This is a genomic window from Fluviicoccus sp., assembly GCF_030646115.1.
Classification (GTDB): Bacteria; Pseudomonadota; Gammaproteobacteria; order Pseudomonadales; family Moraxellaceae; genus Fluviicoccus.
On sequence record NZ_JAUSMX010000015.1, the window covers coordinates 181,699 to 202,126 of the forward strand.

Below are 20,428 nucleotides of genomic sequence, written 5' to 3' on the forward strand. Positions count from 1 at the left end.
AGTCGCTTATTTTTTCTTGCGTTCCAGACCTATCAGGTAATTCACCACTTCCAACACCTTGGCGCTCTCACCCGAAACCACGTACTTGCCATTGACCACCACTGCCGGCACGCCTTCCAGTTGAAACTTTTGCGCCAGCGACTTAGATTGCATCACCTTGCCGGTAACCGCAAATGAGTTGAACAAACTGCGGAATTTGGCAGGATCCACCCCGTATCGGCTGTAGAAGTTCGCCAGAGCGTTTTCATCAAAAATGCGGGCGGGTGTTTCATGGATAGCGCTGAACAGCGGGCCATGAGTTTTATCCACCAGCCCGGCTCCCATCAACTCCAGGGTATAAAAACCGCGGGCGCTGCCTTCCCATACCGGGTTGAGGGCGGCAGGAGTGCGGATGAAATTCACATTGGAGGGTTTGGTTTTCAGCCAGGTGCTAACAAACGGTTCCAGACGGAAACAGTGCGGACAGCCGTACCAGAAGAACTCACGGACTTCCACCATACCGGGCTTGTCGACCGGGCCGGGAGTGGCCAGACGCCGGTAATCCTTTCCTTCCACAAAGGTCGCCGCCAACGCCAACATGGGCACTGCCAGCCACAACATCACCACCGCCATCCACTTTTTCATGGTCACTCCGGAATCGTTGAATCGTTATGAACTTATTGTCAACGAGCATAGCCCAAGGCCTTGACGGACCGCAGGCCATCTCTGTGCGGAAATTGTTGCGTTGTGTTCCCCAATGAAAACGCCCCGCGTCACGGGGCGTTTTCCGGCTTCCGGAATCAGTGCAGACCGGAAACGTAGTTCGAGATCAACTCGATGTCCTTGTCGGACAACTTGGCCGCAACCATTTGCATGATGCCCGGCTCACCCGGCTTGCCGGCATCGTTGTTACGCTTCAGGGAAGGATCAACATTGTCTTCGCGTCCGGCGGCGCGGAAGGCCTGCAATTGTGCCTTCACATAATCCGCATGCTGGCCGCCCAGCTTGGGGAAGCCTGCCAGGCTGTTGCCGCGACCGGCAGGGCCATGGCAACCGGCGCAAGGCGTGACACCGCTCTTGGCGTTGCCACCGCGATACAGGCGCTCACCAGCGGCAATGGTCGCCGGGTCGGCCAGGTTGACACCTGACTTTTGAGTGGCGAAATAAGCCGCCAGATTCGCCAGATCCTGATCCGTCTTGCCCATGGCCATGGGCTGCATCAGGGCGTTCATGCGGCGACCGTCACGAAAGTCGGTCAATTGCTTGTACAGGTAACGGGCGCCTTGGCCTGCCAAACGGGGAAAAGTGGGCGCAGCGCTGTTGCCGTCGGCTCCATGGCAGGCGGCGCACTGGGCGGCCATCATCTGGCCGGCGGCGGCATCACCCTTGGGCATGGGAGCGGCATGAGCCATACCAACGACCAGACCGGCGACGAGGGCAGCAATAGACTTCTTCATAGCGGGTTCCAAACGTTTATTGAGACATGAATTTGATCAGGGCTTCATAGTCAGCATCAGAGCAATCGTTGCACAGCCCCTTGGCCGGCATGTTCTTGAAGCCGCCCTTGACATGACTGAGCAACACCGGCAAACCTTGCTGGAGACGCGGCGCCCAAGCCGCCTTGTCACCCGTTCTGGGGGCATTCAAGACCCCGGAGCCATGACACGTGGCGCAGGCTTTTGCATACTTGGCTTCAATGCCGTCCGCCCGGGCAGCGGCAACCAGACACAGGCCGGCCAGCACCACAAGCGTCGCAGACTTCATTGACATGAGCAGCCTCCAGGACCAGACCGGTGGATTTCGGGAAAATTCCCGGCAAAATCCACCCGGACTGACCAAAATTACGTTGATTATACCCTTAACTGGCCATCACGGTAATACCCTTATACAATGCGCGACTTCCAAACAAAGGCGACTCAACATGGCCGAACAACATCCGGTGCTGGGACTGCTGCAGAAAGCGCAATTCATGACCAGCGCTCCGCGCCTGTCCGCCTGTCCGCCCGGCATCGGCCACGAGGTAGCATTCGTGGGCCGCTCCAACGCCGGCAAATCCAGCGCCATCAATGCTCTGACCCGGCAGCGACAACTGGCCCGCGCCTCCAAGACCCCCGGTCGAACACAATTGCTCAACTTCTTCGGCCTGGATGAGGAGCGCCGACTGGTCGACTTGCCCGGTTATGGCTATGCCGCCGTGCCCGAGGCCATGAAAATCGCCTGGCAAAAGGAGTTGCAGAACTACCTGCTGAAGCGCGACAGCCTACGCGGCCTGATGCTGCTGATGGATATCCGCCATCCGCTGCTGAACTACGATGTGGAAATGCTGAAGTGGGCGCAGGCGGGCAATCTGCCGGTGCATATCCTGCTCACCAAGTGCGACAAGCTCAACCGCGGCCCGGCCATGATCACGGTGCAGAACGTCGCCAAACAGCTCAAGGAGAAAGGCCTGCACGCCACCATCTCGCTGTTTTCCGCCCTGCGAGGCATCGGCATGGAGGACGCGGCCGACAAGCTGGGGGAATGGCTGCACTATCCTCCGACGGAGGCTGATGCCATTCCGGAAGCGACTCCAGTCGCCGAGGACAGTGCGCCATCCGCTTGAGACTGGGTATACAAAACCATGAAAAAAAGGGGGAGCCGAAGCTCCCCTTTTTTTTATTCCGCTTCGCGATCAGAAGAACGCGAAGTGATCCTTGTCCATCTGCATCAGGCTCTTCACCGGCGCCAGCATGCTGGTGGCATGAGCCTGGGCGCGGGGCAACAGACGCTCGAAGTAGAACTCGGCCGTCTGGATCTTGGCCTGGTAGAACTCGGCCTGTTCGGCTCCGCCGTTCTCCAGCTTTTCCTGAGCAACAGCCGCTTGCAGTGCCCAGAAATATGCCATGGTCACATAACCGGAGTACATCAGGAAGTCAGCACTGGCCGCGCCCACCATGTCACGTTCCTTGCGGGCGGCGAGCATGATGCGGGTGGTCAGGTAGTTCCACTGGGCGCAAAGCTTGGTCAGGTCCCAGACGTAACGGCGCATCTTCTTGTTGCGGGCATGGCGGCCGCAGAACTTCAGGATGTCGGCGGTGAAATCACGCACGCATTTGCCGCGCGTTGTCAGCAGCACCTTGCGGCCCAGCAGGTCCAGCGCCTGGATACCGGTGGTGCCTTCGTACAGGGTGGCGATGCGGGCGTCGCGGGCAATCTGCTCCATGCCGTGTTCCTTGATATAGCCATGGCCGCCAAACACCTGCATGCCGATGTTGGCCGCTTCCAGCCCCATTTCGGTCAGGAAACCCTTCAGGATCGGGGTGAAGAAGCCCAGCTTGTCATCCCAGTAGTCGTACTTCTTCTGGTCGTTTTCAATAATGCCGTTGGTCATGTGGTCGGCATATTGCGCAGCGAAGTAGATCATAGCACGGCCGCCTTCGGCGAAGGCCTTCTGGGTCAGCAGCATGCGGCGGACATCCGGGTGCCAGATCAGCGCATCGGCCACCTTGTCCGGCTCTTTCTTGCCCGACAGCGAACGCATGGAGCGACGCTCCAGCGCGTACGGCAGCGAGCCCTGGTAGGACAGCTCGGCATGGGCTACGCCTTGCACGGCAGTGCCGATGCGGGCGGTGTTCATGAAGGTGAACATGGCTTCCAGGCCCTTGTTGGGCTGGGCGATCATGTAGCCTACGGCTTGATCAAAGTTCAGCACGGCAGTGGCGGAAGCGCGGATGCCCATCTTGTGTTCAATCGAACCGCAGGTCACGGGGTTACGTTCGCCCAGGGAACCGTCGGCATTGACCAGAAACTTCGGCACAATGAACAGCGAAATGCCGCGTGTGCCGGCGGGGGCATCGGGCAGTCGCGCCAGCACGATGTGGATGATGTTCTCAGCCAGGTCATGCTCACCGGCGGAGATGAATATCTTGGTGCCGCTCAGTTTAAAGCTGCCGTCCGGTTGCGGCTCGGCCTTGGTCTTGACCTGACCCAGGTCGGTGCCGCACTGCGGCTCGGTCAGGCACATGGTGCCTGTCCAGCGGCCTTCAACCAGTGGCGGCATGTACAGGTTCTTCTGGGTGTCATTACCGTGCTGCATGATGGTATTCATGCAACCCAGGGACAAGCCGGGGTACATGGTGAACGACCAGTTGGCGGTGCCCATCATTTCCGACTTGATCAGGCCCAGCGACATCGGCATGCCCTGACCACCGTATTCGGCCGGATGCGACAGTCCCTGCCAGCCGCCTGCCACGAACTGATCGTAGGCATCCTTGAAACCCTTGGGAGTGGTGACTTCGCCGTTTTCGAAGGTGCAGCCTTCCAGATCACCGGAAAGATTTATCGGCGCCAGTACTTCCTCACAGAAACGACCGCACTCGCCCAGAATGGCGTCAACCATGTCCGGCGTGGCGTCACCGCCGTTGCTCAGGCCAGCATAGTGGGCGGGAAAGTCGAACACTTCATTCATCAGGAAGCGCGTGTCGCGCAGGGGAGCCTTGTAAGTCGGCATGGTTTTGACCTCGGATATACCTATGTGTCATCTATTGTACTGAAATCATGCGCCCCGGCATTGACACAACACGGCAAAGAGGCGGGCATTTTGGTGAATTCGGGCCAGAATCTGTCCCGGCTCTGTCCAGTCGAAGCCTGTGGTCTTTTCTTTTTGACGTCCCGCCTATACATTCGTCCTCCCGGCCCGCCTTCTCAGGGGCCCCGACCGCTGTCCGACCGGAGCCTCCATGAGCCTTTCATCCTCCAGCCGTTCTGATACCGCCGCCGGTGCGGCCGTCTACAGCAAGTCCGCCCTGAAATTTTATGACTTCTGGGTGCATGGCGTCTCCAACCGCTGGTTTTGGGAGTGCTCGACCAACCGGCTGCACGCGCATTATGCCCGGCACATTTCGGCCAACCACCTGGAAGTCGGTGCGGGAACCGGCTTTTTCCTGAAACAGGTGCGTTTTCCGGTATTGCGCCCGCGCGTGGTGTTCATGGACTTGAACCCGAACACACTGGAAACCGCCTCCGCCGCCATGGCCGCCGTGCAACCGGCCGGCGTCATTGCCGACATCCTGTCCGACCGCATGCCGCAGCTGCCCGGTTTTGACTCGATCGGCTTCAACTATGTCTGGCACTGCCTGCCCGGTCCGCCCAAGCGCAAACAGCAGGCCTTCGCCAACCTGGCCGGACTGCTTAATCCCGGCGGAGTGCTGTTCGGCTCCACGCTGCTGGGCCGGGGTACACCGCAGAATTTTCTGGCGCGCGGGGTCATGGCCATCTATAACCGGCAGGGCATCTTCGGCAACCGCGACGACTCCCCCGCCGCACTGGAGGCCGCCTTGGCAGCCTCCTTCAGCCGCTACGAAATCCATCAGGACGGCCTGGCCGCCCTGTTTACCGCCTGGAAATAATCCGGCAATTCCTTACAGAGCTCACGAGGCCCGCGATGACCGACCACAACTCCGAACTTGAACAATTCCGCGACATGGTTCGCCGCTTTCTGGACAAGGAAATCAAACCGCATTACGACCAATGGGAAAAGGACGGCATCATTCCCCACGATGTCTGGCTGAAAATGGGCGAAAACGGCCTGCTGTGCGTCGACCAGCCCGAGGAGCTCGGCGGTTCCGGCGTGTCTTACCTGTACTCAATGGTGGTGTTGGAGGAAGCTTCGCGCGCCAACTTCGCCTCGCTGGCCACCGGACTGTCGGTGCATTCCGACATTGTCGCTCCCTATGTGCTGCACATCGGCAATGCCGCCCAGCATCAGCAATGGCTGCCGAAGATGGCCTCCGGGGAAGTAGTCGGCGCCATCGCCATGACCGAACCCGGCGCCGGTTCCGACCTGCAGGCGATCCGCACCTCCGCCATCCGTCAGGATGACCATTACGTATTGAACGGTTCCAAGACCTTCATCACCAACGGCCAGCACGCCGGCATGGTGATTGTGGCTGCCAAGACCGACCCCGCCGGCGGCGCCAAGGGCGTCAGCCTGTTCCTGGTGGACATGAGCCTGCCCGGCTGCGCGCGCGGCCGTAACCTGGAGAAGATGGGCCTGCATGCCCAGGACACCTCGGAGTTGTTCTTCGATAACGTCAAGCTGCCGCTGGACAGCCTGCTGGGCGGGGAAGGCCGCGGCTTCGCGATCATGATGAATGAACTGCCGCGTGAACGCCTGAACCTGTCCGCCTGCGCCGTCGCATCGGCCGAAGGCTTACTGGCAGCAACCATTGCTTACACCCAGGAGCGCAAGGCGTTCGGCAAACCGATCAGCCAGTTGCAGAACACCCGCTTCGTGCTGGCGACCTGCCATACTGAAATCGCCATCAACCGCGCCTACATCGACCAATGTGTCCGTCAGTACATGGAAGGCAAGCTGGACGCCACCCAGGCCGCAGTCGCCAAGATGGCCAGCACTGACATGCAGGGCCGCGTAGCCGATGCCTGCCTGCAACTGTTCGGCGGCTACGGTTACATGCTGGAATACCCGGCTGCCCGCGCTTATGTCGATGCCCGCATCCAGCGCATTTACGGCGGCACCAATGAAATCATGAAGGAGGTGATTGCCCGGTCACTGGTGGGTCGCTGATCCGCTTTCCGCCGGTTCAAAAAAGCGCCGTCCGGACGGACGGCGCATAATCCCCGACAGACTCCATTTCAATCCCCCCCGCTCACCTAATATTGTCAAAATGTTTCAGACAGACTATAAATAATCACAAATCAACCCGAAGAACAGGAGTACTCTGGCTAAAGAATCGCCGGAAAGCCTGTTCCGGCAAAACAATAAATGCTCCTCCGGAGGATATATGCGGCGCACATTACGGACACTGCTGGCGGCATCCATGCTGGTTTCAGTCATCCCCCTGGCCCACGCGGTCGATGAGCAGGATGACCTGGACGAACTGCAGGGCAAACTCGGCAGTGAATGGGTTCAGGTCAAGAATGACCGACTCCGCAACATCAAGACTTTTGCCAAACAGGAAGACGGCAAGCGCTACCGCTCCTTCAAGGTGGAGGCCGAGTTGGATGGAACCGCCGAAGCCGGAGCGCGGGTGCTTCTGGACTTCGACAATTTCAGCAAATGGTACTGGGAAGTCCTTGACTCGAAGCTGCTCAAGAAAGTCTCTGCCACCGAGTATTACATGTACATGGTTCATCGTGCGCCGGGAGGGCTGCCCAACCGGGATGTCATCCTGCACGCCACCGTGGAGCCTCAATCCAAGGGCAAGAATTTCCTGATGCTGCGGGTCAAAGCCGTTGCAGATTATATGGAACACAAGCCGCCGTTGGTGCGCATGCCCGCTGAAGACATGACGGTGAAATTCACGCCCATGAACGGCAACAAGGTGCAGGTTGAAGCCGAGGGCTATATTGATCCGGGCGGAAGAGTGCCGACCTGGGCCATCAACTTCATCCAGCGCAGCGCCCCCTACAGCGTCATGGTGGGCCTGCAGCGCATGATGCGCCTGGATGAGTATCAGAAAGCCAAGACGCCGCTGCCGTTCCCGGTCTATAACAACATGAACTGACAACTTCGCCCCACGGAATTTGCCTTTTCCGTGGCGCAGCCTACGCTTGATAACAACTGAATAACAACGACAATAACCTGGAGATGAACCATGAAAAAATGGTTGAAATTACTGACAGTTCCGCTCTGCATGCTGGCCGTTGCATCTCCGGCCCTCGCCTCCAAGGACGATCTGGATGAATTGCAGGACAGACTGGGTAATGAGTGGGTGCAGGTCAAGAATGACCGCCGCCACAACATGAAAACCTTTGTCAAACAGGAAGATGGCAAACGCTTCCGGTCGTTCAAGGTGGAGGCCACGTTTGAAGGTGAACTGGACGATCTGGTCAGGGTCCTGCTGGACTTTGACAATTACCGGGACTGGTCATGGCATGTGCTGGACAACAAGACCTTGAAAAAGGTGTCGGCGACTGAATACTACATCTATGTTGTGCATGACTCGCCCTACGGCGTGCCGGATCGCGACATTGCGCTGCGCATGGTTTTTGAGCCGCAAACGCCCTCCAAGCCTTTCATTACGGTGCGAACAACGGCGGTTCCTGATTTCACGCCTGAAAAGCCGCCTTATGTCCGCATGATGGCGGAAGACATGGTCGCCAAACTGACTCCATTACCAGGGGGAAAGATCCTGATCACCAATGAAGGCTATGTCGATCCGGGCGGAAAAATGGCGCCATGGGCCATCAACTTCGTATCCCGCAATGCCCCTTACATCACGCTGTTGGGCATGCGGCGGGCGATGCAGCAGGACAAGTATGTCAACGACAAGTCCCCCTTGCCCTTCCCCGTCAACAACGCGCCCTGACCGGTTGCGGCCTTCGGACTCCATGCCGCAGGCCGCTCACTTTGTGGGATAACGCCTACGAGAAAACACCAACAGCACGGGAACTGAAGAGAGCGGCATGTCGCCTATCGGGTTTTCCAGTCATTTAGTCGGATTTCCGGTGTGCGTGGCCGCTCCGGCAAAGACAATCCTCCGCTGAACCAAGGCTCAAGGAAGTGCACTTCATGCTTCGTAAGGCATGCGCCCTGCTGATTTCCCTATGGATGCTCCCATCCATCGCCAACGCTGATCAGGACTGGCGTGAAGTACAGTCACGCTTGGGCAATGAATGGCAGCTAATCAAGAATGACCGCCAGCGCCAGATTCGCACCTATGCCAAGCTGGAAGACAACAAGCGCATACGCTCCTTCAGAGTGGAAGGCATCCTCAACTCCCGCATGGAAACCATCGCCAGAGTGCTGCTGGACTTCCCCAATTACAGCAAATGGTACTGGGAGGTCATGGAGTCCCGGCTACTGAAGCAGACCAGCGCGACGGATTATCATCTTTATCTGATACACCGGGCGCCTTATGGCCTGCCCAACCGTGACGTCATTCTCCATGCAACACTGGAGTTGCAGAACCGGGAGCGGAATTTTGTCGTGGTCAAGGTCAGGGCCGAACCCGACTACCTGCCGCTCGTCCCGAAGCTGGTGCGCATGCCAGCCGAGGACATGACCATCCGCTTCACGCCGCTGCCCAACCACCGCGTGCAGATTGATGTGGAAGGCTATATTGACCCGGGTGGAAAGGTGCCGTCCTGGGACGCCAACCTGATTCAGCGCAATGCACCCTACACGGTGATCATGGGTTTCCAGCGCATGGTCCTGCGCGATGAATATCGCCACAGCAATACGCCCGTCCCCTTTGCCGTCTACGACTTCGAGCAGACGGCCGCACCCTGACATCGCCCAGGTGTCTTGCGGCAGCAGCTGAAACCGGTTAGGTTCAAAGCTCTACTTCCTCAGACTCTCCGGAGCGTGCATGAGTTCCTGGCGGTTTTTGGTTCGGCGGTCATCCGGATTCGCGGCAGCCCTGCTGATAGGCACGGCCTTGCCATGGTCGCAGGCGTCAGCGCGTGACGACGACCTGCGTGAACTGCAGATACCGATGACGGCGGAATGGCAACTGGTCAAGGATGACCGGACCCGCAGCATCCGCACCTTTGCCCGTCTGGAAACTGGCAAGCGCTTCCGTTCCTTCAAGGTAGAAGCGGTCATTCCGGCATCCGCAGAAACCCTGGCGCGGTTGATGCTGGACTTCAGCAGTTACACCCGCTGGTATTGGTCCGTGCGGGAATCGCGCCTGCTGAAACAGGTTTCGCCCACCGAGTACTTCCTTTACCTGATCCACAATGCACCCTATGGCATGCCGGACCGCGATGTCATCCTGCATGCAGTCGTGGAGCCGCCAAACACCGGGCAGCCTTTTGTCCTGCTTCGTGTCAATGCGGTTCCGGACTACATGCCGCTGCAACCGCCCCTGGTGCGCATGCCCGCCGAAGACATGACCATCCGTTTTACCCCGCTGCCCGAAAACAAGGTTCGCATCGAATCGGAAGGTTATGTTGACCCGGGCGGGAAAGTACCGTCATGGGCGTCAAATTTTGTGCAACGCAGTGCGCCCTACAGTATTATTGTCAACATTCAGCGCATGGTCGAAAAAGAAGAATATGCGCGTAATGCGACCCCTTTACCGTTCCCGGTGCAGCTCCCCGAGACGCCCCGGCCATAAGTAAAGCCCCCTGTTCCGAACCCTGGACTAGTGATGAAACAAGCCTTTGCCTGGTTATTGAGCCTGTCGCTGCTGCTGACCGCCCTGCCCGCACGCGCCGTGGATGACGAAGAAAGCGACCTGGATGAACTTCGGACGCCGCTGAGCAATGAATGGCGATTGGTGCGGCATGACCGCAAGCGCAACATCAAGACCTGGATGCGGCAGGAGGATGGCAAGCAGTTCCGGTCCTTCAAGGTGGAGGCGGAATTGACCGCGTCGGTTGAGGCCATCGTGCGGCTGATGCTGGATTTCGCCACCTATGACAAATGGTACTGGCAAGTGAAGGAGTCCAAGCTGCTGAAGCAGGTATCGGCGACCGAGTACTACATTTATCTGGTCCACCGGGCGCCCGGCAGCCTGCCTGATCGCGACACCGTGTTGCGCGGCATTGTTTATCCGCAGACCAAAACCCAGCGTTACGCCATGCTCAAGGTCAGCGCAGTACCGGACTATATTGCCGAAAAACCGCCGCTGGTGCGCATGCCCGCCCAGGAAATGTTCCTGAAATACACGCCGCTGGGCGGCGGCAAGGTGCTGCTGGAAACGGAAGGTTATATTGAACCCGGCGGACGGGTGCCGGCCTGGGCCTCAAACTTCATTCAGCGGTCGGCACCGTACACCATTGTGCTGGCCATGCAGCGCCAGCTGTCCTCCGGGGAGTACGACAAAGGCAAAAAGCTGCCCTTCCCTGTTTATGATCTCAGTGACTATCAGTAACCCGTATCGTCCGGATCAGGGTACGCACTGGCATTTTTGACTTTCCGGATCTTTTTTCATGCCCCATTTTTGCGCCAACCTATCGCTGCTGTTTCGTGAGCACCCGCTGATTGATCGCTTTGGGGCCGCTCGTGCGGCCGGTTTTGAGGCCGTGGAAATCCAGTTTCCCTACGAATTGCCTATAGAAGTCATCCAGCGCGAACTTGAACTGCATGAACTGGAACTGGTGCTGATCAATGTGCCCGCCGGGGACCTCATGCTCGGCGGGGACGGGCTGGCCTGCGTCCCCGGGCGCGAACAACCGTTCCGCATGGGCGTGATGGAGGCGCTGCGTTATGCCGAAGCCCTGGATGTCAGCTGCGTCAACGTGCTGGCCGGCCGCCAACCGCACGCTACGGACTTGCTGCAATGCCTGCAGACGCTGGCGCAGAACCTGCGTTATGCCGCCGAAGCCTTCCAGTCGGCGGGCATCACCACCACCTTTGAAGCCGTCAACACCCGGGACATGCCACGCTTCCTGATCAATACCGTGGCGCACATGCAGGAAATGCGTGAGGCGGTGGACCACCCTACCCTGAAGATGCAGTTTGACTGCTACCACATGGCGCGCATGGGTGAAGACCTGCTCCCTGCCCTGCGTGAGAACCTGGATGCCATTGGCCATATCCAGTTTGCCGACACGCCGGGGCGTGGGCAGCCGGGAACCGGTGAACTGGATTATCCGGCCCTGTTCGGATTACTGGACCGCCTGGGCTATCACGGCTATTGCGGCGCGGAGTATCACCCCACCGGACACACGGTGGACTCGCTGGACTGGTTTGCACCGTATCGGGGGTATTGATGAAATCCTGTATTTTTTGCGGCATTGCTTCCCGGGAAGCGCAGGCAAGCCTGGTTTACGAAGATGCCCTGTGCCTGGCCTTCATGGACCTGTTCCCGATGCGGCCGGGACATGTGCTGGTCGTCAACAAACGTCATGCGCAATTCGTGCACCAACTGACCCCGGAGGAACGGGCGCACTTGTTTGAAACCGGCAACCGCATCGGGCAGGCGCTACGGCAGACCTCGTTGAAGCCTGACGCCCTGCACTTCAACATCAATGACGGCAAGGCAGCTCACCAGACGGTGCCGCATGTCCACCTGCATGTACTGCCGCGCTATGAAGGCGACCTCCTGGCCTTTGCGGGCGGCATCTTCGGCAAACCATTGCAGATGCTGCGGGGCGGAACCAAACGGACGGTGCTGGACCGGCAGGCCGAAGAAATCCGTCTGGCGCTGGGATTCAGGTCGTTGCATTGAGGTGGTGTTTCCCTCATTTTCCCCTCCTTCAGGATTCTCCCGCACTCGCAGACTCCCTATTGAGTCCCCTACCCGGAACACATCCCCATGAACCTTGAAAAAGTCATTTTTGCATTTTTTATCGTGCTGGCCGCGACCCTGAATTTCGGTTTTTTCATTGGCGACATTGACCGGCCTGAACTGCACCATGTTGGAGAATTTGCGGCGGCATTGGTGGTGAACCTGATCGCCACCTCGCTGAAATTCGGCGACCGCTCGCACATGGGCGCCACACAACTGGCCACCAGTCTGGTGGCGGTGCTGCAATTGATTGCCGCCTCCCTGCTCTGGGGTTACCAGACGCAGGTGGTGGGTGAAATGACACCCAGCGCCATGGCCAGCATTGTCTCCCTGGCCGGAGGCGCCATGCTGGCCAACTTTGTCTCGCTGATCCTGCTAATTGCCGAAACCGTGATGTTCCGCCGCTGATGAATACCGCGCTGTTCATCGCCCTGCGGCGGCTGCGATTGCCCATTATCGCCGTCATTCTCAGCTACGCCGTCAGCGTCACGGGGCTGACGCTGATTCCCGGCGCCGATGGCGAAGGCCGACCGGTGGAGATGAGCTGGTTCCACGCCTTTTATTTCATGAGCTACACCGCCACCACCATTGGTTTTGGTGAAATACCCTATGCCTTCACCAATGCCCAGCGCATGTGGGTCACGTTCAGCATTTACCTGTCGGTGGTGGTCTGGGCCTGGTTGCTGGCCGCCATGATGGCGCTGGCCCAGGACCGCACATTTCTGGAAGCCATGAAGCGCGGCCGGTTCAGTCGGCAGGTACAGCGCATTCGCGAGCCGTTCTGGCTGATGTGCGGTTACGGCCAGACCGGCGCACTGCTTTGCGACCGCCTGGGTCATGAAGGACAACGCGTCGTGGTGCTGGAAAAGCGCGAACAGGAAATTTTCGAGCTGGAACTGCACGATCATGGCCTGAGCATCCCGGCCTTGCTGGCGGATGCCCGCGATGCCGAAGTGCTGATGTCGGCCGGACTGTCCCATCGCGAGTTGGCAGGTGTGCTGGCCCTGACCTCCGACGATGCAACCAACCTGGGAATCGCCGCCGCCGCACGGGTGCTGAACCCCTATGTCCCGGTGTATTGCCGTTCGGAAACCCCCAGCATTGCCGCCAGCGCCCTGGCGTTCGGCACCGACATGCTGGTCAACCCCTTCACGGCCTTCGCCGATGAGCTGCGCCTGCTGCTGGCCAATCCGGAAGCGCACACCCTGTTCACCCGCCTGACCCCCACCCATGGCACAGGCCGCCTCAGCGACCGCCCCTGCCCCGAAGGGCAATGGATCATCTGCGGCTATGGCCGCTTTGGCCGTCTGGTGGTGGATGCGCTGACGGACGCCGGACGCCCCTGCACACCCATCGACCCGACCTTGCTCAACCTGTCGCCCAAGGATATTGACGGTGTCTGGCAGCAGGAGCTGGACGAACTGCGGGATGCCCACCTGCCTTATGCCGCCGGCATTGTGGTCGGCACTGCGGATGACACCCGCAACCTGGCGCTGGTGGCGCTGGCGCGGCAGGTCAATCCCGACATCCATATCATCCTCCGTCAAAACGATGATCACAGCGCGCTGCTGTTCCAGGCGCTGAAACCGGACATGCTGATGGTGCCCAGCGTGATGGTGGCCCGCCAATGCCTGGCCGCCATGACCTCGGCCATGCTGACCCCCTTGCAGGAACATCTGCGGCAGATGCCTTCCGCCACGGTGCGCCGGTTACTGGAATACCTGCCGGACGAAGACACCCGCGTCTGGGAAGTCCGCCTGAATCATGACGAGGCTCCGGCTGTCTTTGCCTGGTTTGGCAGCCACAGGGAAATCCGGCTGGGGGAGTTGCTGCGCGACAACCGTGACCGCGACGAGCGACTGGGTCTGCATGTGGTGGCGCTGAAGCGCGGCGCGGAGTTCATGGCGGGACCCGATGAGGAATCCCTGATCCTGCTGCCGAATGACACGCTGCTGATGGCCGGCGCCCCCGGCACACAATACCGGCTGGAACTGACCCTGCGTGACGCCCAGGTGCTGGCCTATGTCCTGGATGACATCAATCGCCCGGACGGCCTGATCTGGCGCTGGCTGGCCAACCGGAAAAACCGCAACGACTAACGCGCTTCAGCCCGCAAAATCATCCGGATGCCGCATCAGCCAGTCCTTGACCCGATGCAGGCGCAAGTCCGGATTGCACTCCTCCAGCAAGCGTTGCTGCTCGTCCAGCGACATCGGCAGCGCCTCTGCCAGCCGCCACGCCAGCGACCCGGCATCCTCCAGGCGATCGCCGCACTCGCTGAAGGAGTCCGCCACCGCTTTCAGGTGCGCTGGGATGGCCACCCACGGATCCGGCGGCAGCCATTCCACCGCCGCCCGTGTCAGGCCGTCCGCCTCCACCCGCAACGACAGGATGCGGAAGCGCCGGTCGCCCACCGCCTCTATCGCCAGACTGCCGTCTGCCAGCGCCACCCTCTGCACGACATAAGCGGCGCAACCGATATCGTAGGGGAAAGCCGCATCCCCCACCTCTTGCCCATAGCGAATCCGCACCAGTCCGAACGGCTGTGTCCGCCCGCATTCATCCAGCAAACGGCGGTAGCGCAATTCAAACACCCGCAACGGCACACCGCCGCCGGGAAACAGCACCTGATTCAATGGAAACAGCGCCAGCTCTGTGGTCATTCTTGCACCTGCACACCCCGAAAAACCTCGGTATCCTGAAAGCCTAGTTCAATTGCGGCGGAACGGGAGAGCTACGCAAGGCCAACGGAAAAAAATGCAGCGACTGCCAAAAAATGCGCTAGGCTAGATTACGGGTGTCATACACCCGGCCTATAACAAGAATCACTAAAAACAATCCGGAGAATGACTCTCATGAATCGTCGTGACTTACTGAAGAATATGGGCTTCCTGACCAGCTCGGTGGCCGTTTTCGGCCTGACCGGCTGTATTGGCGACAATGACAATGCTGAACCCGCCCTGACCGGTGACCCGCTCAGCCGCCCCGGCACCACCGGCAGTCACAAATTCCCGCAAGGGGTGGTTTCCGCCGACCCCAAGCCCGACTCCATCATTCTCTGGACTCGTGCACTGCTCGCCGCCGCCGATGATGTCACCCAGGTCAATGCCGGTGCGGATATCGCCGTGACGCTGGAAGTTTCCGGCAGCACCGCCTTCGCCGCCGCCAACACCTCTGTCACCAACCTGTCCGCCAAGGCCGTCAATGACAACTCCATTCGCCACAAGCTGACCGGCCTCAACCCCTTAACCACGTATTACTACCGCTTCAAGGCAGGCACCGGCATCAGCCGCATCGGCCGCTTCAAGACCGCCCCGGCCGAAGGTGCCGATGTCGCAGAACTGAATTTTTCCTTTGTCTCGTGTCAGGACTGGAGCGTCAACCACTGGGCGGGCATGAGCGCGCTGGCCAAGCAGGATCTCGACTTCCTGGTGCATCTGGGCGACTACATCTACGAAGCCGCCGGGGACAGTTATCAGGCAGAAGGCGTTGAAAGCGCACACGACAAGCTGATGATCCCCAGCAACACCCTCAAGCCCGGCAGCACCACCGCCCGCGTGGCGACGACGCTGGAAGATTACCGCTACCTCTACAAGAAATACCGCACCGACCTGCGTTTGCAGGAACTGCATGCCCGCTGCGCCATCATCGCCATCTGGGATGACCATGAATTTTCTGATGACTGCTGGCAGAACAATGAAACTTACGGCAATGGTTCGGTGATGCTGGTCAACGGCGTCCTGCCGGTGTCCAACGAACAACTGGGAGCACCCTCCGCCGCCGGAGCGGACACCCGCCAGACCGAACGCCGCCGCGCCGCCAACCGCGCCTGGTTTGAGTTCATGCCCGCCGACATTCCGGATCTGGATGAGTCGGTCGCCGGCAATTTTGCCACCGTGAAGATTTACCGCGACCTCAAATTCGGGAAACTGGCGCATTTCGTGATGACGGATGAACGCCTGTACCGCGCCGACCATGTGATTCCGGAAGCGGTGGACAACCCTGCCACACCCGGTGTCGCAGATCAGTTGGGCAGCATCGGCGCCCGCTATTTCGTACCGGAACCAACTTTCCTGCAGTTGCAGGGCGGCAAGATGCAGGCCGCTGTCGGTCAGGCCGCGCAAATGGCGGCAGGTGCCGGCGATCAACAGACTGCCGATTTCCTGCAGGGCATTCTCGTCAAGCTGGGCGCCGACCCCACCGGCTCGACCCTGACCGCCGACGAAGCCGCTGCCTTCAACGACATCGGCCTGACGCTAGTCTCGATCATGGGTAAAACCCAGCGCGACTGGTGGAAAGGCAAGATGGCCGGCAGCACCTCCACCTGGAAGTTCTGGGGCAACGAAGTCTCGCTGCTGCGCATGGCGCTGAACCTGAATGCCTTGACCACCATTGTCGACCAGGCTGATGCCCTGGCCGCCGCCGGTAACCCGACGCTGAAGGCCATGCTCAACACCTACCTGATCAACGCCGACCAGTGGGACGGTTACGCCGCCGAACGCTCTAACCTCACCGGCTTCCTGAAGCAGAGCGGCATCAAGAACGTGGTGGCGCTCACCGGCGACATCCATGCCTTCTATGCCGGGGAAGTGCCCGCCAGCTATGGCGCGTACACGCCCGGTGACGCCGCTCTGGTGGACTTGGTCACAGCGGGCATCAGCTCCTCCAGCTTCTGGAGCTATCTGGCCGGGGTGGTGGGCAGCTTTGAGGAGGAGGTTAATGCCGTCAAGACCGCCCGCAAGACCGACCCGCTGGGCTATATCAATACGCTGGAAACCAGCGCCAACCCGTTCCGGGCGCTGCGACCCCTGGTGTACAGCTCCGTGAACATGCTGACTTATCAGGCCGTGCGCACTGAGGTAGTGAAGCAGATCACCACCCTGTTGCCCACCGGCTCCATTGATGTCGGCACGCCGGCGGGGCAGATTGCCTTTGAAAAACTGACCGCCAAGCAGAAAACCGACATCAACCGTCTGGCTTTCGACAAGTATCTGGAAAGCGAATCAGCCGACGGACATACCCCGGTCAATACCCTCAATGAAACCCTGGCGGGCGATATGGGCAACACGCTGCTGGCCATGATCAACGGCCTGCGGGCAAAAATGGGCTTGCCTGCCACTGACATCAACCCCTACACCGGCACCGTGACGCCGCCGGCGAAACAAAACCCCTGGATCAAGCAAGTCCAGACCGGAACCCAAGGCTTTGCAACCGTAAAAGTGACAAGCGCCAAAGTAGAGGCCAAGTTCCACCACACCATGCCTTTGAAAAAGGCGGCCGGCAGCGCCACGGCCCCCAGCGTCGAAGAAGTGGTGACGCTGGTGAAGACGGTAACCGTCAACAAGGACTCGACGGCGCTGACGATCAGTTAACGGGAACGGGGTGTCGGGCTGAAGCCCGACCTACAGGGACTATTGCCGGTCCAGCAGGCGGAAGGTGATGGCTTCGGTTAGGTGCGCCGTCTGCAAGGACTCGGAACCCGCCAGATCGGCAATGGTGCGCGCCACCCGCAACACGCGGTGATAGGCGCGCGCCGACAACCGTAAACGCTGCATCGCCTGCTCCAGCAGACGCGCCTCCTTCTCACCCATCACACAATGGCAATTCAGCTCCGCCGGGCTCAGCGTCCGGTTAGTGGCGCCTTGCCGCGCCTGTTGCCGGGCGCGCGCCTGCAGCACCCGCTCCCGCACCACCGCAGACGCCTCGCCCGGTTTGGCCTCCCGCAGGGCCGAAGCCGGCAATGCCGGGACTTCAATATGCAAATCAATGCGATCCAGCAACGGCCCGGATAACTTTCCCCGATAACGCTGCACCTGCTCCGGTGAGCAGCGGCAACGCGGGCTGCCGTCACCCAGATATCCGCAGGGACAAGGATTCATGGCCGCTATCAGCTGGAATCCGGCGGGGAAGGTCGTCTGGCGGGCGGCGCGGGAAATCACCACATGCCCGGACTCCAGCGGTTCGCGCAGCACTTCCAGCACTTTGCGGTCGAACTCCGGCAGTTCGTCCAGAAACAGTACGCCCTGATGCGCCAGCGTGATTTCGCCGGGACGCGGATTGGAGCCGCCACCGACCAAGGCGGCGGCTGAAGCCGTATGGTGCGGCGCGCGAAAGGGCGGCGTGCCCAGCGGATGATCCGGCTGACCGGCCACCGAATGAATGGTCGCCACCTCCAGGCTGGCGGCTTCGTCCAGCTCGGGCAGGATACCGGGCAGGCGCGATGCCAGCAGGGTCTTGCCGGTGCCCGGCGGCCCCATCATCAGCAGCGAATGGCCTCCGGCGGCAGCGATCTCCAGCGCCCGCCGCGCCCGGTGCTGGCCCTTCACGTCCTCCAGGTCGGGCAGCTTGCGGACATGCAGCGGCAGAGAAGCCAGCGCGCGCGGCAACATGCGGTCGCCCTGCAGATGCGCACACAGCGACCCCAGGTCCGCCGCCCCGAACACCCGAGACTGCGGCGGCCGCGCCGCTTCACCGGCATTCTCCAGGGGCACAAACAGGGCGCGGTTGTCACGCCCGGCCGCCAGGCTGGCCGACAGCACCCCCGGCACCGCCCGCAACTCCCCGGTCAGCGCCAGCTCGCCCACAAACTCCCGGTCTTCCAGGGTTTCCACGGGTATCTGGCCGCTGGCGGCGAGGATGCCCAGCGCAATCGGCAAGTCATAACGCCCGCCCTCTTTCGGCAAATCGGCGGGGGCCAGGTTGATGGTAAGGCGGCGCTGGGGGAATTCAAAACCGGCGTTCTGCAGGGCCGAGCGCACCCGGTCCTTGCTTTCGCGTACGGCGGCTTCCGGCAGGCCGACGATGATCAGCGCGGGCAGGCCGTTGCTCTGGTGGACTTCAACCGTTATGAGGGGTGCGGACAAACCAATGGCGGCGCGCGTGCGCACGAGAGCGAGGGACATAAGACACTTTCCATGTGAAAACGACGGGTTCGCCCGGCAGCCGGGCGAAACAGCGGCGGATTATACCGGTTTTGCGCGAGCCTCCAAGTCCCGCAATTGCGACTCCAGGGACTGTAACTTCACCCGTGCCTCACTCAGCAACACGCTTTGCCGGTCGAATTCTTCCCGCGTCACCAGGTCCAGCTTGGCAAAAACCTCCGACAGCACCGCTTGCAGATTGCGGTCCAGCTCCTGCCAGGCGCCGCCTTGCCCTGCCTGATAAAAGCGCGCTTCCACCTGCTCGCGCACTGCTTGCACCAAATTGTCGATTGCCATGCTGCTCTCCGCCCGAAAAATGCACCAATAAAAGGAAACCCGCTTAATTGCGCACCAATTTCGCACAAAACAACCCCTGAAAAGAAGCTTCCGGTGGTGCGCTCCGGAAGTATTTCAGTTTGTGTCCGTCTGTAAACCCTTTGTCACAAGGAATTTAGCGTTGTTGGCACGGCTTCTGCAAAGCATAACAGGCAAACCACTTTTTAGACTTTTCCAAGTCTGTTTACAACGCTGTGTTAGGAGTCTTTAGATATGAAACTCGCAAATCTGGCCAAGGCTGTTCTCGCTGCTTCCGTCATGATGTCCGCTACCGCGTTTGCGGCTGACGCCCCTGTCACCGTGACCGGCAGCGCCGCTTTCACCTCCGACTACCTGTTCCGTGGCGTGTCGCAAACCTCCAATGGTGCAGCGGTGCAAGGCGCCATGACTTTTACCCACAGCAGTGGCTTCTACTACTCGATGTGGGGTTCCAGCATCACTGCTTTCTCTGCTGGGCCCGGTCAGTCTTCGGGACTGGAGCTGGACACACTGCTGGGCTACGGCGGCAAGGCCGGTGAAGTCGCCTACGATGTCGGCGTCATGCGTTATAACTACCCCGGCCTCAGCACCACCAACAACTCTACTGTTGTCGGCGGCAAGGTACTGGAGGCTGATTACAACGAGATCTATGCCTCAGCCAGCATGAGTGGAGCAAAGGTTGGCTTCAATTACAGCCCTGATTACTTCAATGAGTCAGATGCATTCATGTATCTTTTTGCCAGCTATGGCACGGAAGTTGCCGGATTCGGCGTCAGTGGCAGCTTGGGCATGAACAAATTTGACAGTGCAGCCATGATGACCCAAGCGCTTGCGCTGGCTGCCACCAACAAGGAGGACGCCTATATGGACTACAAACTGGCCGTGTCCAAAACCGTGGGCGGCGTGGGTGTGGAAGGAGCCTACATCGGCTCCGACATTGACGAAGCCGATTGCGGCGGCGGCCTGTGCGAAGGCCGTTTCGTGGTGACGCTCTCCAAGGGCTTCTAACCGCTTTGGGCCGCCGCCCTTCCCCTT

21 protein-coding genes are annotated in these 20,428 nt (G+C 60.0%); 14 read left to right on the forward strand and 7 right to left on the reverse strand.

Going from position 1 to position 20,428, the window contains the following annotated elements:
• Positions 1–6 precede the first annotated feature (6 nt).
• From Q7T36_RS11290 to Q7T36_RS11300, 3 genes are all read right to left on the reverse strand, one after another.
• On the reverse strand, positions 7–624 hold the full coding sequence (locus Q7T36_RS11290) for a thiol:disulfide interchange protein DsbA/DsbL (protein WP_304848200.1): 618 nt from the start codon (positions 622–624) through the stop codon (positions 7–9).
• Between the two features lie 155 nt (positions 625–779).
• Positions 780–1,436, reverse strand: a complete 657-nt coding sequence (locus Q7T36_RS11295; RefSeq protein ID WP_304848203.1) for a cytochrome c — start codon at positions 1,434–1,436, stop codon at positions 780–782.
• Between the two features lie 16 nt (positions 1,437–1,452).
• Positions 1,453–1,749, reverse strand: a complete 297-nt coding sequence (locus Q7T36_RS11300) for a cytochrome c5 family protein (protein ID WP_304848206.1) — start codon at positions 1,747–1,749, stop codon at positions 1,453–1,455.
• Positions 1,750–1,900: 151 nt separating this feature from the next.
• Between Q7T36_RS11300 and yihA the strand changes: the two genes are divergently transcribed.
• Positions 1,901–2,581 carry a ribosome biogenesis GTP-binding protein YihA/YsxC gene (gene yihA, locus Q7T36_RS11305; protein WP_304848209.1) on the forward strand — a complete coding sequence of 227 codons (681 nt, stop codon included), beginning with the start codon at positions 1,901–1,903 and terminating at the stop codon, positions 2,579–2,581.
• Positions 2,582–2,650: 69 nt separating this feature from the next.
• Here the strand turns inward: yihA and Q7T36_RS11310 are convergent, their stop codons facing one another.
• A complete protein-coding gene (locus Q7T36_RS11310) occupies positions 2,651–4,468 on the reverse strand; it encodes an acyl-CoA dehydrogenase C-terminal domain-containing protein (RefSeq protein ID WP_304848212.1) in 1,818 nt (605 codons plus the stop codon).
• Positions 4,469–4,697: 229 nt separating this feature from the next.
• On the opposite strand from Q7T36_RS11310, the gene Q7T36_RS11315 reads away from it, so the two are divergent.
• The 11 genes from Q7T36_RS11315 to Q7T36_RS11365 all read left to right on the forward strand — a co-directional run bounded on the left by Q7T36_RS11315 (position 4,698) and on the right by Q7T36_RS11365 (position 14,257).
• A complete protein-coding gene (locus tag Q7T36_RS11315; RefSeq protein ID WP_304848214.1) occupies positions 4,698–5,366 on the forward strand; it encodes a bifunctional 2-polyprenyl-6-hydroxyphenol methylase/3-demethylubiquinol 3-O-methyltransferase UbiG in 669 nt (222 codons plus the stop codon).
• A gap of 35 nt (positions 5,367–5,401) precedes the next feature.
• Positions 5,402–6,544, forward strand: coding sequence for an acyl-CoA dehydrogenase family protein (locus Q7T36_RS11320; protein ID WP_304848216.1), 1,143 nt, complete (start codon positions 5,402–5,404; stop codon positions 6,542–6,544).
• Positions 6,545–6,761: 217 nt separating this feature from the next.
• Positions 6,762–7,484, forward strand: a complete 723-nt coding sequence (locus Q7T36_RS11325; RefSeq protein ID WP_304848219.1) for a hypothetical protein — start codon at positions 6,762–6,764, stop codon at positions 7,482–7,484.
• A gap of 90 nt (positions 7,485–7,574) precedes the next feature.
• Positions 7,575–8,288 carry a hypothetical protein gene (locus Q7T36_RS11330; RefSeq protein ID WP_304848221.1) on the forward strand — a complete coding sequence of 238 codons (714 nt, stop codon included), beginning with the start codon at positions 7,575–7,577 and terminating at the stop codon, positions 8,286–8,288.
• A gap of 203 nt (positions 8,289–8,491) precedes the next feature.
• A complete protein-coding gene (locus Q7T36_RS11335; protein ID WP_304848223.1) occupies positions 8,492–9,211 on the forward strand; it encodes a hypothetical protein in 720 nt (239 codons plus the stop codon).
• 79 nt (positions 9,212–9,290) lie between these two features.
• On the forward strand, positions 9,291–10,040 hold the full coding sequence (locus Q7T36_RS11340; RefSeq protein ID WP_304848226.1) for a hypothetical protein: 750 nt from the start codon (positions 9,291–9,293) through the stop codon (positions 10,038–10,040).
• Positions 10,041–10,073: 33 nt separating this feature from the next.
• Entirely contained in the window at positions 10,074–10,799 is a 726-nt protein-coding gene (locus Q7T36_RS11345) for a hypothetical protein (RefSeq protein WP_304848229.1), read from the forward strand.
• 58 nt (positions 10,800–10,857) lie between these two features.
• A complete protein-coding gene (locus tag Q7T36_RS11350) occupies positions 10,858–11,640 on the forward strand; it encodes a hydroxypyruvate isomerase family protein (RefSeq protein ID WP_304848232.1) in 783 nt (260 codons plus the stop codon).
• A complete protein-coding gene (locus Q7T36_RS11355) occupies positions 11,640–12,098 on the forward strand; it encodes an HIT family protein (protein WP_304848235.1) in 459 nt (152 codons plus the stop codon). Before Q7T36_RS11350 ends, Q7T36_RS11355 begins: the two co-directional genes overlap by 1 nt.
• A gap of 87 nt (positions 12,099–12,185) precedes the next feature.
• The gene (locus tag Q7T36_RS11360) at positions 12,186–12,566 is read left to right on the forward strand and encodes a DUF6394 family protein (protein ID WP_304848238.1); all 381 of its coding nucleotides are present in this window, start codon (positions 12,186–12,188) and stop codon (positions 12,564–12,566) included.
• A complete protein-coding gene (locus Q7T36_RS11365) occupies positions 12,566–14,257 on the forward strand; it encodes a TrkA family potassium uptake protein (RefSeq protein WP_304848241.1) in 1,692 nt (563 codons plus the stop codon). Before Q7T36_RS11360 ends, Q7T36_RS11365 begins: the two co-directional genes overlap by 1 nt.
• A gap of 6 nt (positions 14,258–14,263) precedes the next feature.
• On the opposite strand, the gene Q7T36_RS11370 is transcribed toward Q7T36_RS11365, so the two are convergent.
• A complete protein-coding gene (locus tag Q7T36_RS11370; RefSeq protein WP_304848244.1) occupies positions 14,264–14,821 on the reverse strand; it encodes an LON peptidase substrate-binding domain-containing protein in 558 nt (185 codons plus the stop codon).
• Between the two features lie 192 nt (positions 14,822–15,013).
• Here Q7T36_RS11370 and Q7T36_RS11375 point away from each other — a divergent pair, with 192 nt between their 5' ends.
• Positions 15,014–17,530 carry an alkaline phosphatase gene (locus tag Q7T36_RS11375; RefSeq protein ID WP_304848247.1) on the forward strand — a complete coding sequence of 839 codons (2,517 nt, stop codon included), beginning with the start codon at positions 15,014–15,016 and terminating at the stop codon, positions 17,528–17,530.
• A gap of 39 nt (positions 17,531–17,569) precedes the next feature.
• On the opposite strand, the gene Q7T36_RS11380 is transcribed toward Q7T36_RS11375, so the two are convergent.
• Complete coding sequence (locus tag Q7T36_RS11380; protein WP_304848250.1) at positions 17,570–19,060, reverse strand: YifB family Mg chelatase-like AAA ATPase; 1,491 nt, start codon at positions 19,058–19,060, stop codon at positions 17,570–17,572.
• 60 nt (positions 19,061–19,120) lie between these two features.
• Positions 19,121–19,375, reverse strand: coding sequence for an accessory factor UbiK family protein (locus tag Q7T36_RS11385; protein WP_304848254.1), 255 nt, complete (start codon positions 19,373–19,375; stop codon positions 19,121–19,123).
• A 252-nt stretch (positions 19,376–19,627) separates the two neighbouring features.
• Here Q7T36_RS11385 and Q7T36_RS11390 point away from each other — a divergent pair, with 252 nt between their 5' ends.
• Positions 19,628–20,401, forward strand: a complete 774-nt coding sequence (locus Q7T36_RS11390; protein WP_304848257.1) for a TorF family putative porin — start codon at positions 19,628–19,630, stop codon at positions 20,399–20,401.
• Positions 20,402–20,428 lie beyond the last annotated feature (27 nt).

What these genes read in the sequence shown, in the direction of transcription:
- Q7T36_RS11290 (WP_304848200.1), bottom strand. Translation starts at nt 624, where the DNA reads ATGAAAAAGTGGATGGCGGTGGTGATGTTGTGGCTGGCAGTGCCCATG.
- Q7T36_RS11295 (WP_304848203.1), bottom strand. Translation starts at nt 1,436, where the DNA reads ATGAAGAAGTCTATTGCTGCCCTCGTCGCCGGTCTGGTCGTTGGTATG.
- Q7T36_RS11300 (WP_304848206.1), bottom strand. Translation starts at nt 1,749, where the DNA reads ATGTCAATGAAGTCTGCGACGCTTGTGGTGCTGGCCGGCCTGTGTCTG.
- yihA (WP_304848209.1), top strand. Translation starts at nt 1,901, where the DNA reads ATGGCCGAACAACATCCGGTGCTGGGACTGCTGCAGAAAGCGCAATTC.
- Q7T36_RS11310 (WP_304848212.1), bottom strand. Translation starts at nt 4,468, where the DNA reads ATGCCGACTTACAAGGCTCCCCTGCGCGACACGCGCTTCCTGATGAAT.
- Q7T36_RS11315 (WP_304848214.1), top strand. Translation starts at nt 4,698, where the DNA reads ATGAGCCTTTCATCCTCCAGCCGTTCTGATACCGCCGCCGGTGCGGCC.
- Q7T36_RS11320 (WP_304848216.1), top strand. Translation starts at nt 5,402, where the DNA reads ATGACCGACCACAACTCCGAACTTGAACAATTCCGCGACATGGTTCGC.
- Q7T36_RS11325 (WP_304848219.1), top strand. Translation starts at nt 6,762, where the DNA reads ATGCGGCGCACATTACGGACACTGCTGGCGGCATCCATGCTGGTTTCA.
- Q7T36_RS11330 (WP_304848221.1), top strand. Translation starts at nt 7,575, where the DNA reads ATGAAAAAATGGTTGAAATTACTGACAGTTCCGCTCTGCATGCTGGCC.
- Q7T36_RS11335 (WP_304848223.1), top strand. Translation starts at nt 8,492, where the DNA reads ATGCTTCGTAAGGCATGCGCCCTGCTGATTTCCCTATGGATGCTCCCA.
- Q7T36_RS11340 (WP_304848226.1), top strand. Translation starts at nt 9,291, where the DNA reads ATGAGTTCCTGGCGGTTTTTGGTTCGGCGGTCATCCGGATTCGCGGCA.
- Q7T36_RS11345 (WP_304848229.1), top strand. Translation starts at nt 10,074, where the DNA reads ATGAAACAAGCCTTTGCCTGGTTATTGAGCCTGTCGCTGCTGCTGACC.
- Q7T36_RS11350 (WP_304848232.1), top strand. Translation starts at nt 10,858, where the DNA reads ATGCCCCATTTTTGCGCCAACCTATCGCTGCTGTTTCGTGAGCACCCG.
- Q7T36_RS11355 (WP_304848235.1), top strand. Translation starts at nt 11,640, where the DNA reads ATGAAATCCTGTATTTTTTGCGGCATTGCTTCCCGGGAAGCGCAGGCA.
- Q7T36_RS11360 (WP_304848238.1), top strand. Translation starts at nt 12,186, where the DNA reads ATGAACCTTGAAAAAGTCATTTTTGCATTTTTTATCGTGCTGGCCGCG.
- Q7T36_RS11365 (WP_304848241.1), top strand. Translation starts at nt 12,566, where the DNA reads ATGAATACCGCGCTGTTCATCGCCCTGCGGCGGCTGCGATTGCCCATT.
- Q7T36_RS11370 (WP_304848244.1), bottom strand. Translation starts at nt 14,821, where the DNA reads ATGACCACAGAGCTGGCGCTGTTTCCATTGAATCAGGTGCTGTTTCCC.
- Q7T36_RS11375 (WP_304848247.1), top strand. Translation starts at nt 15,014, where the DNA reads ATGAATCGTCGTGACTTACTGAAGAATATGGGCTTCCTGACCAGCTCG.
- Q7T36_RS11380 (WP_304848250.1), bottom strand. Translation starts at nt 19,060, where the DNA reads ATGTCCCTCGCTCTCGTGCGCACGCGCGCCGCCATTGGTTTGTCCGCA.
- Q7T36_RS11385 (WP_304848254.1), bottom strand. Translation starts at nt 19,375, where the DNA reads ATGGCAATCGACAATTTGGTGCAAGCAGTGCGCGAGCAGGTGGAAGCG.
- Q7T36_RS11390 (WP_304848257.1), top strand. Translation starts at nt 19,628, where the DNA reads ATGAAACTCGCAAATCTGGCCAAGGCTGTTCTCGCTGCTTCCGTCATG.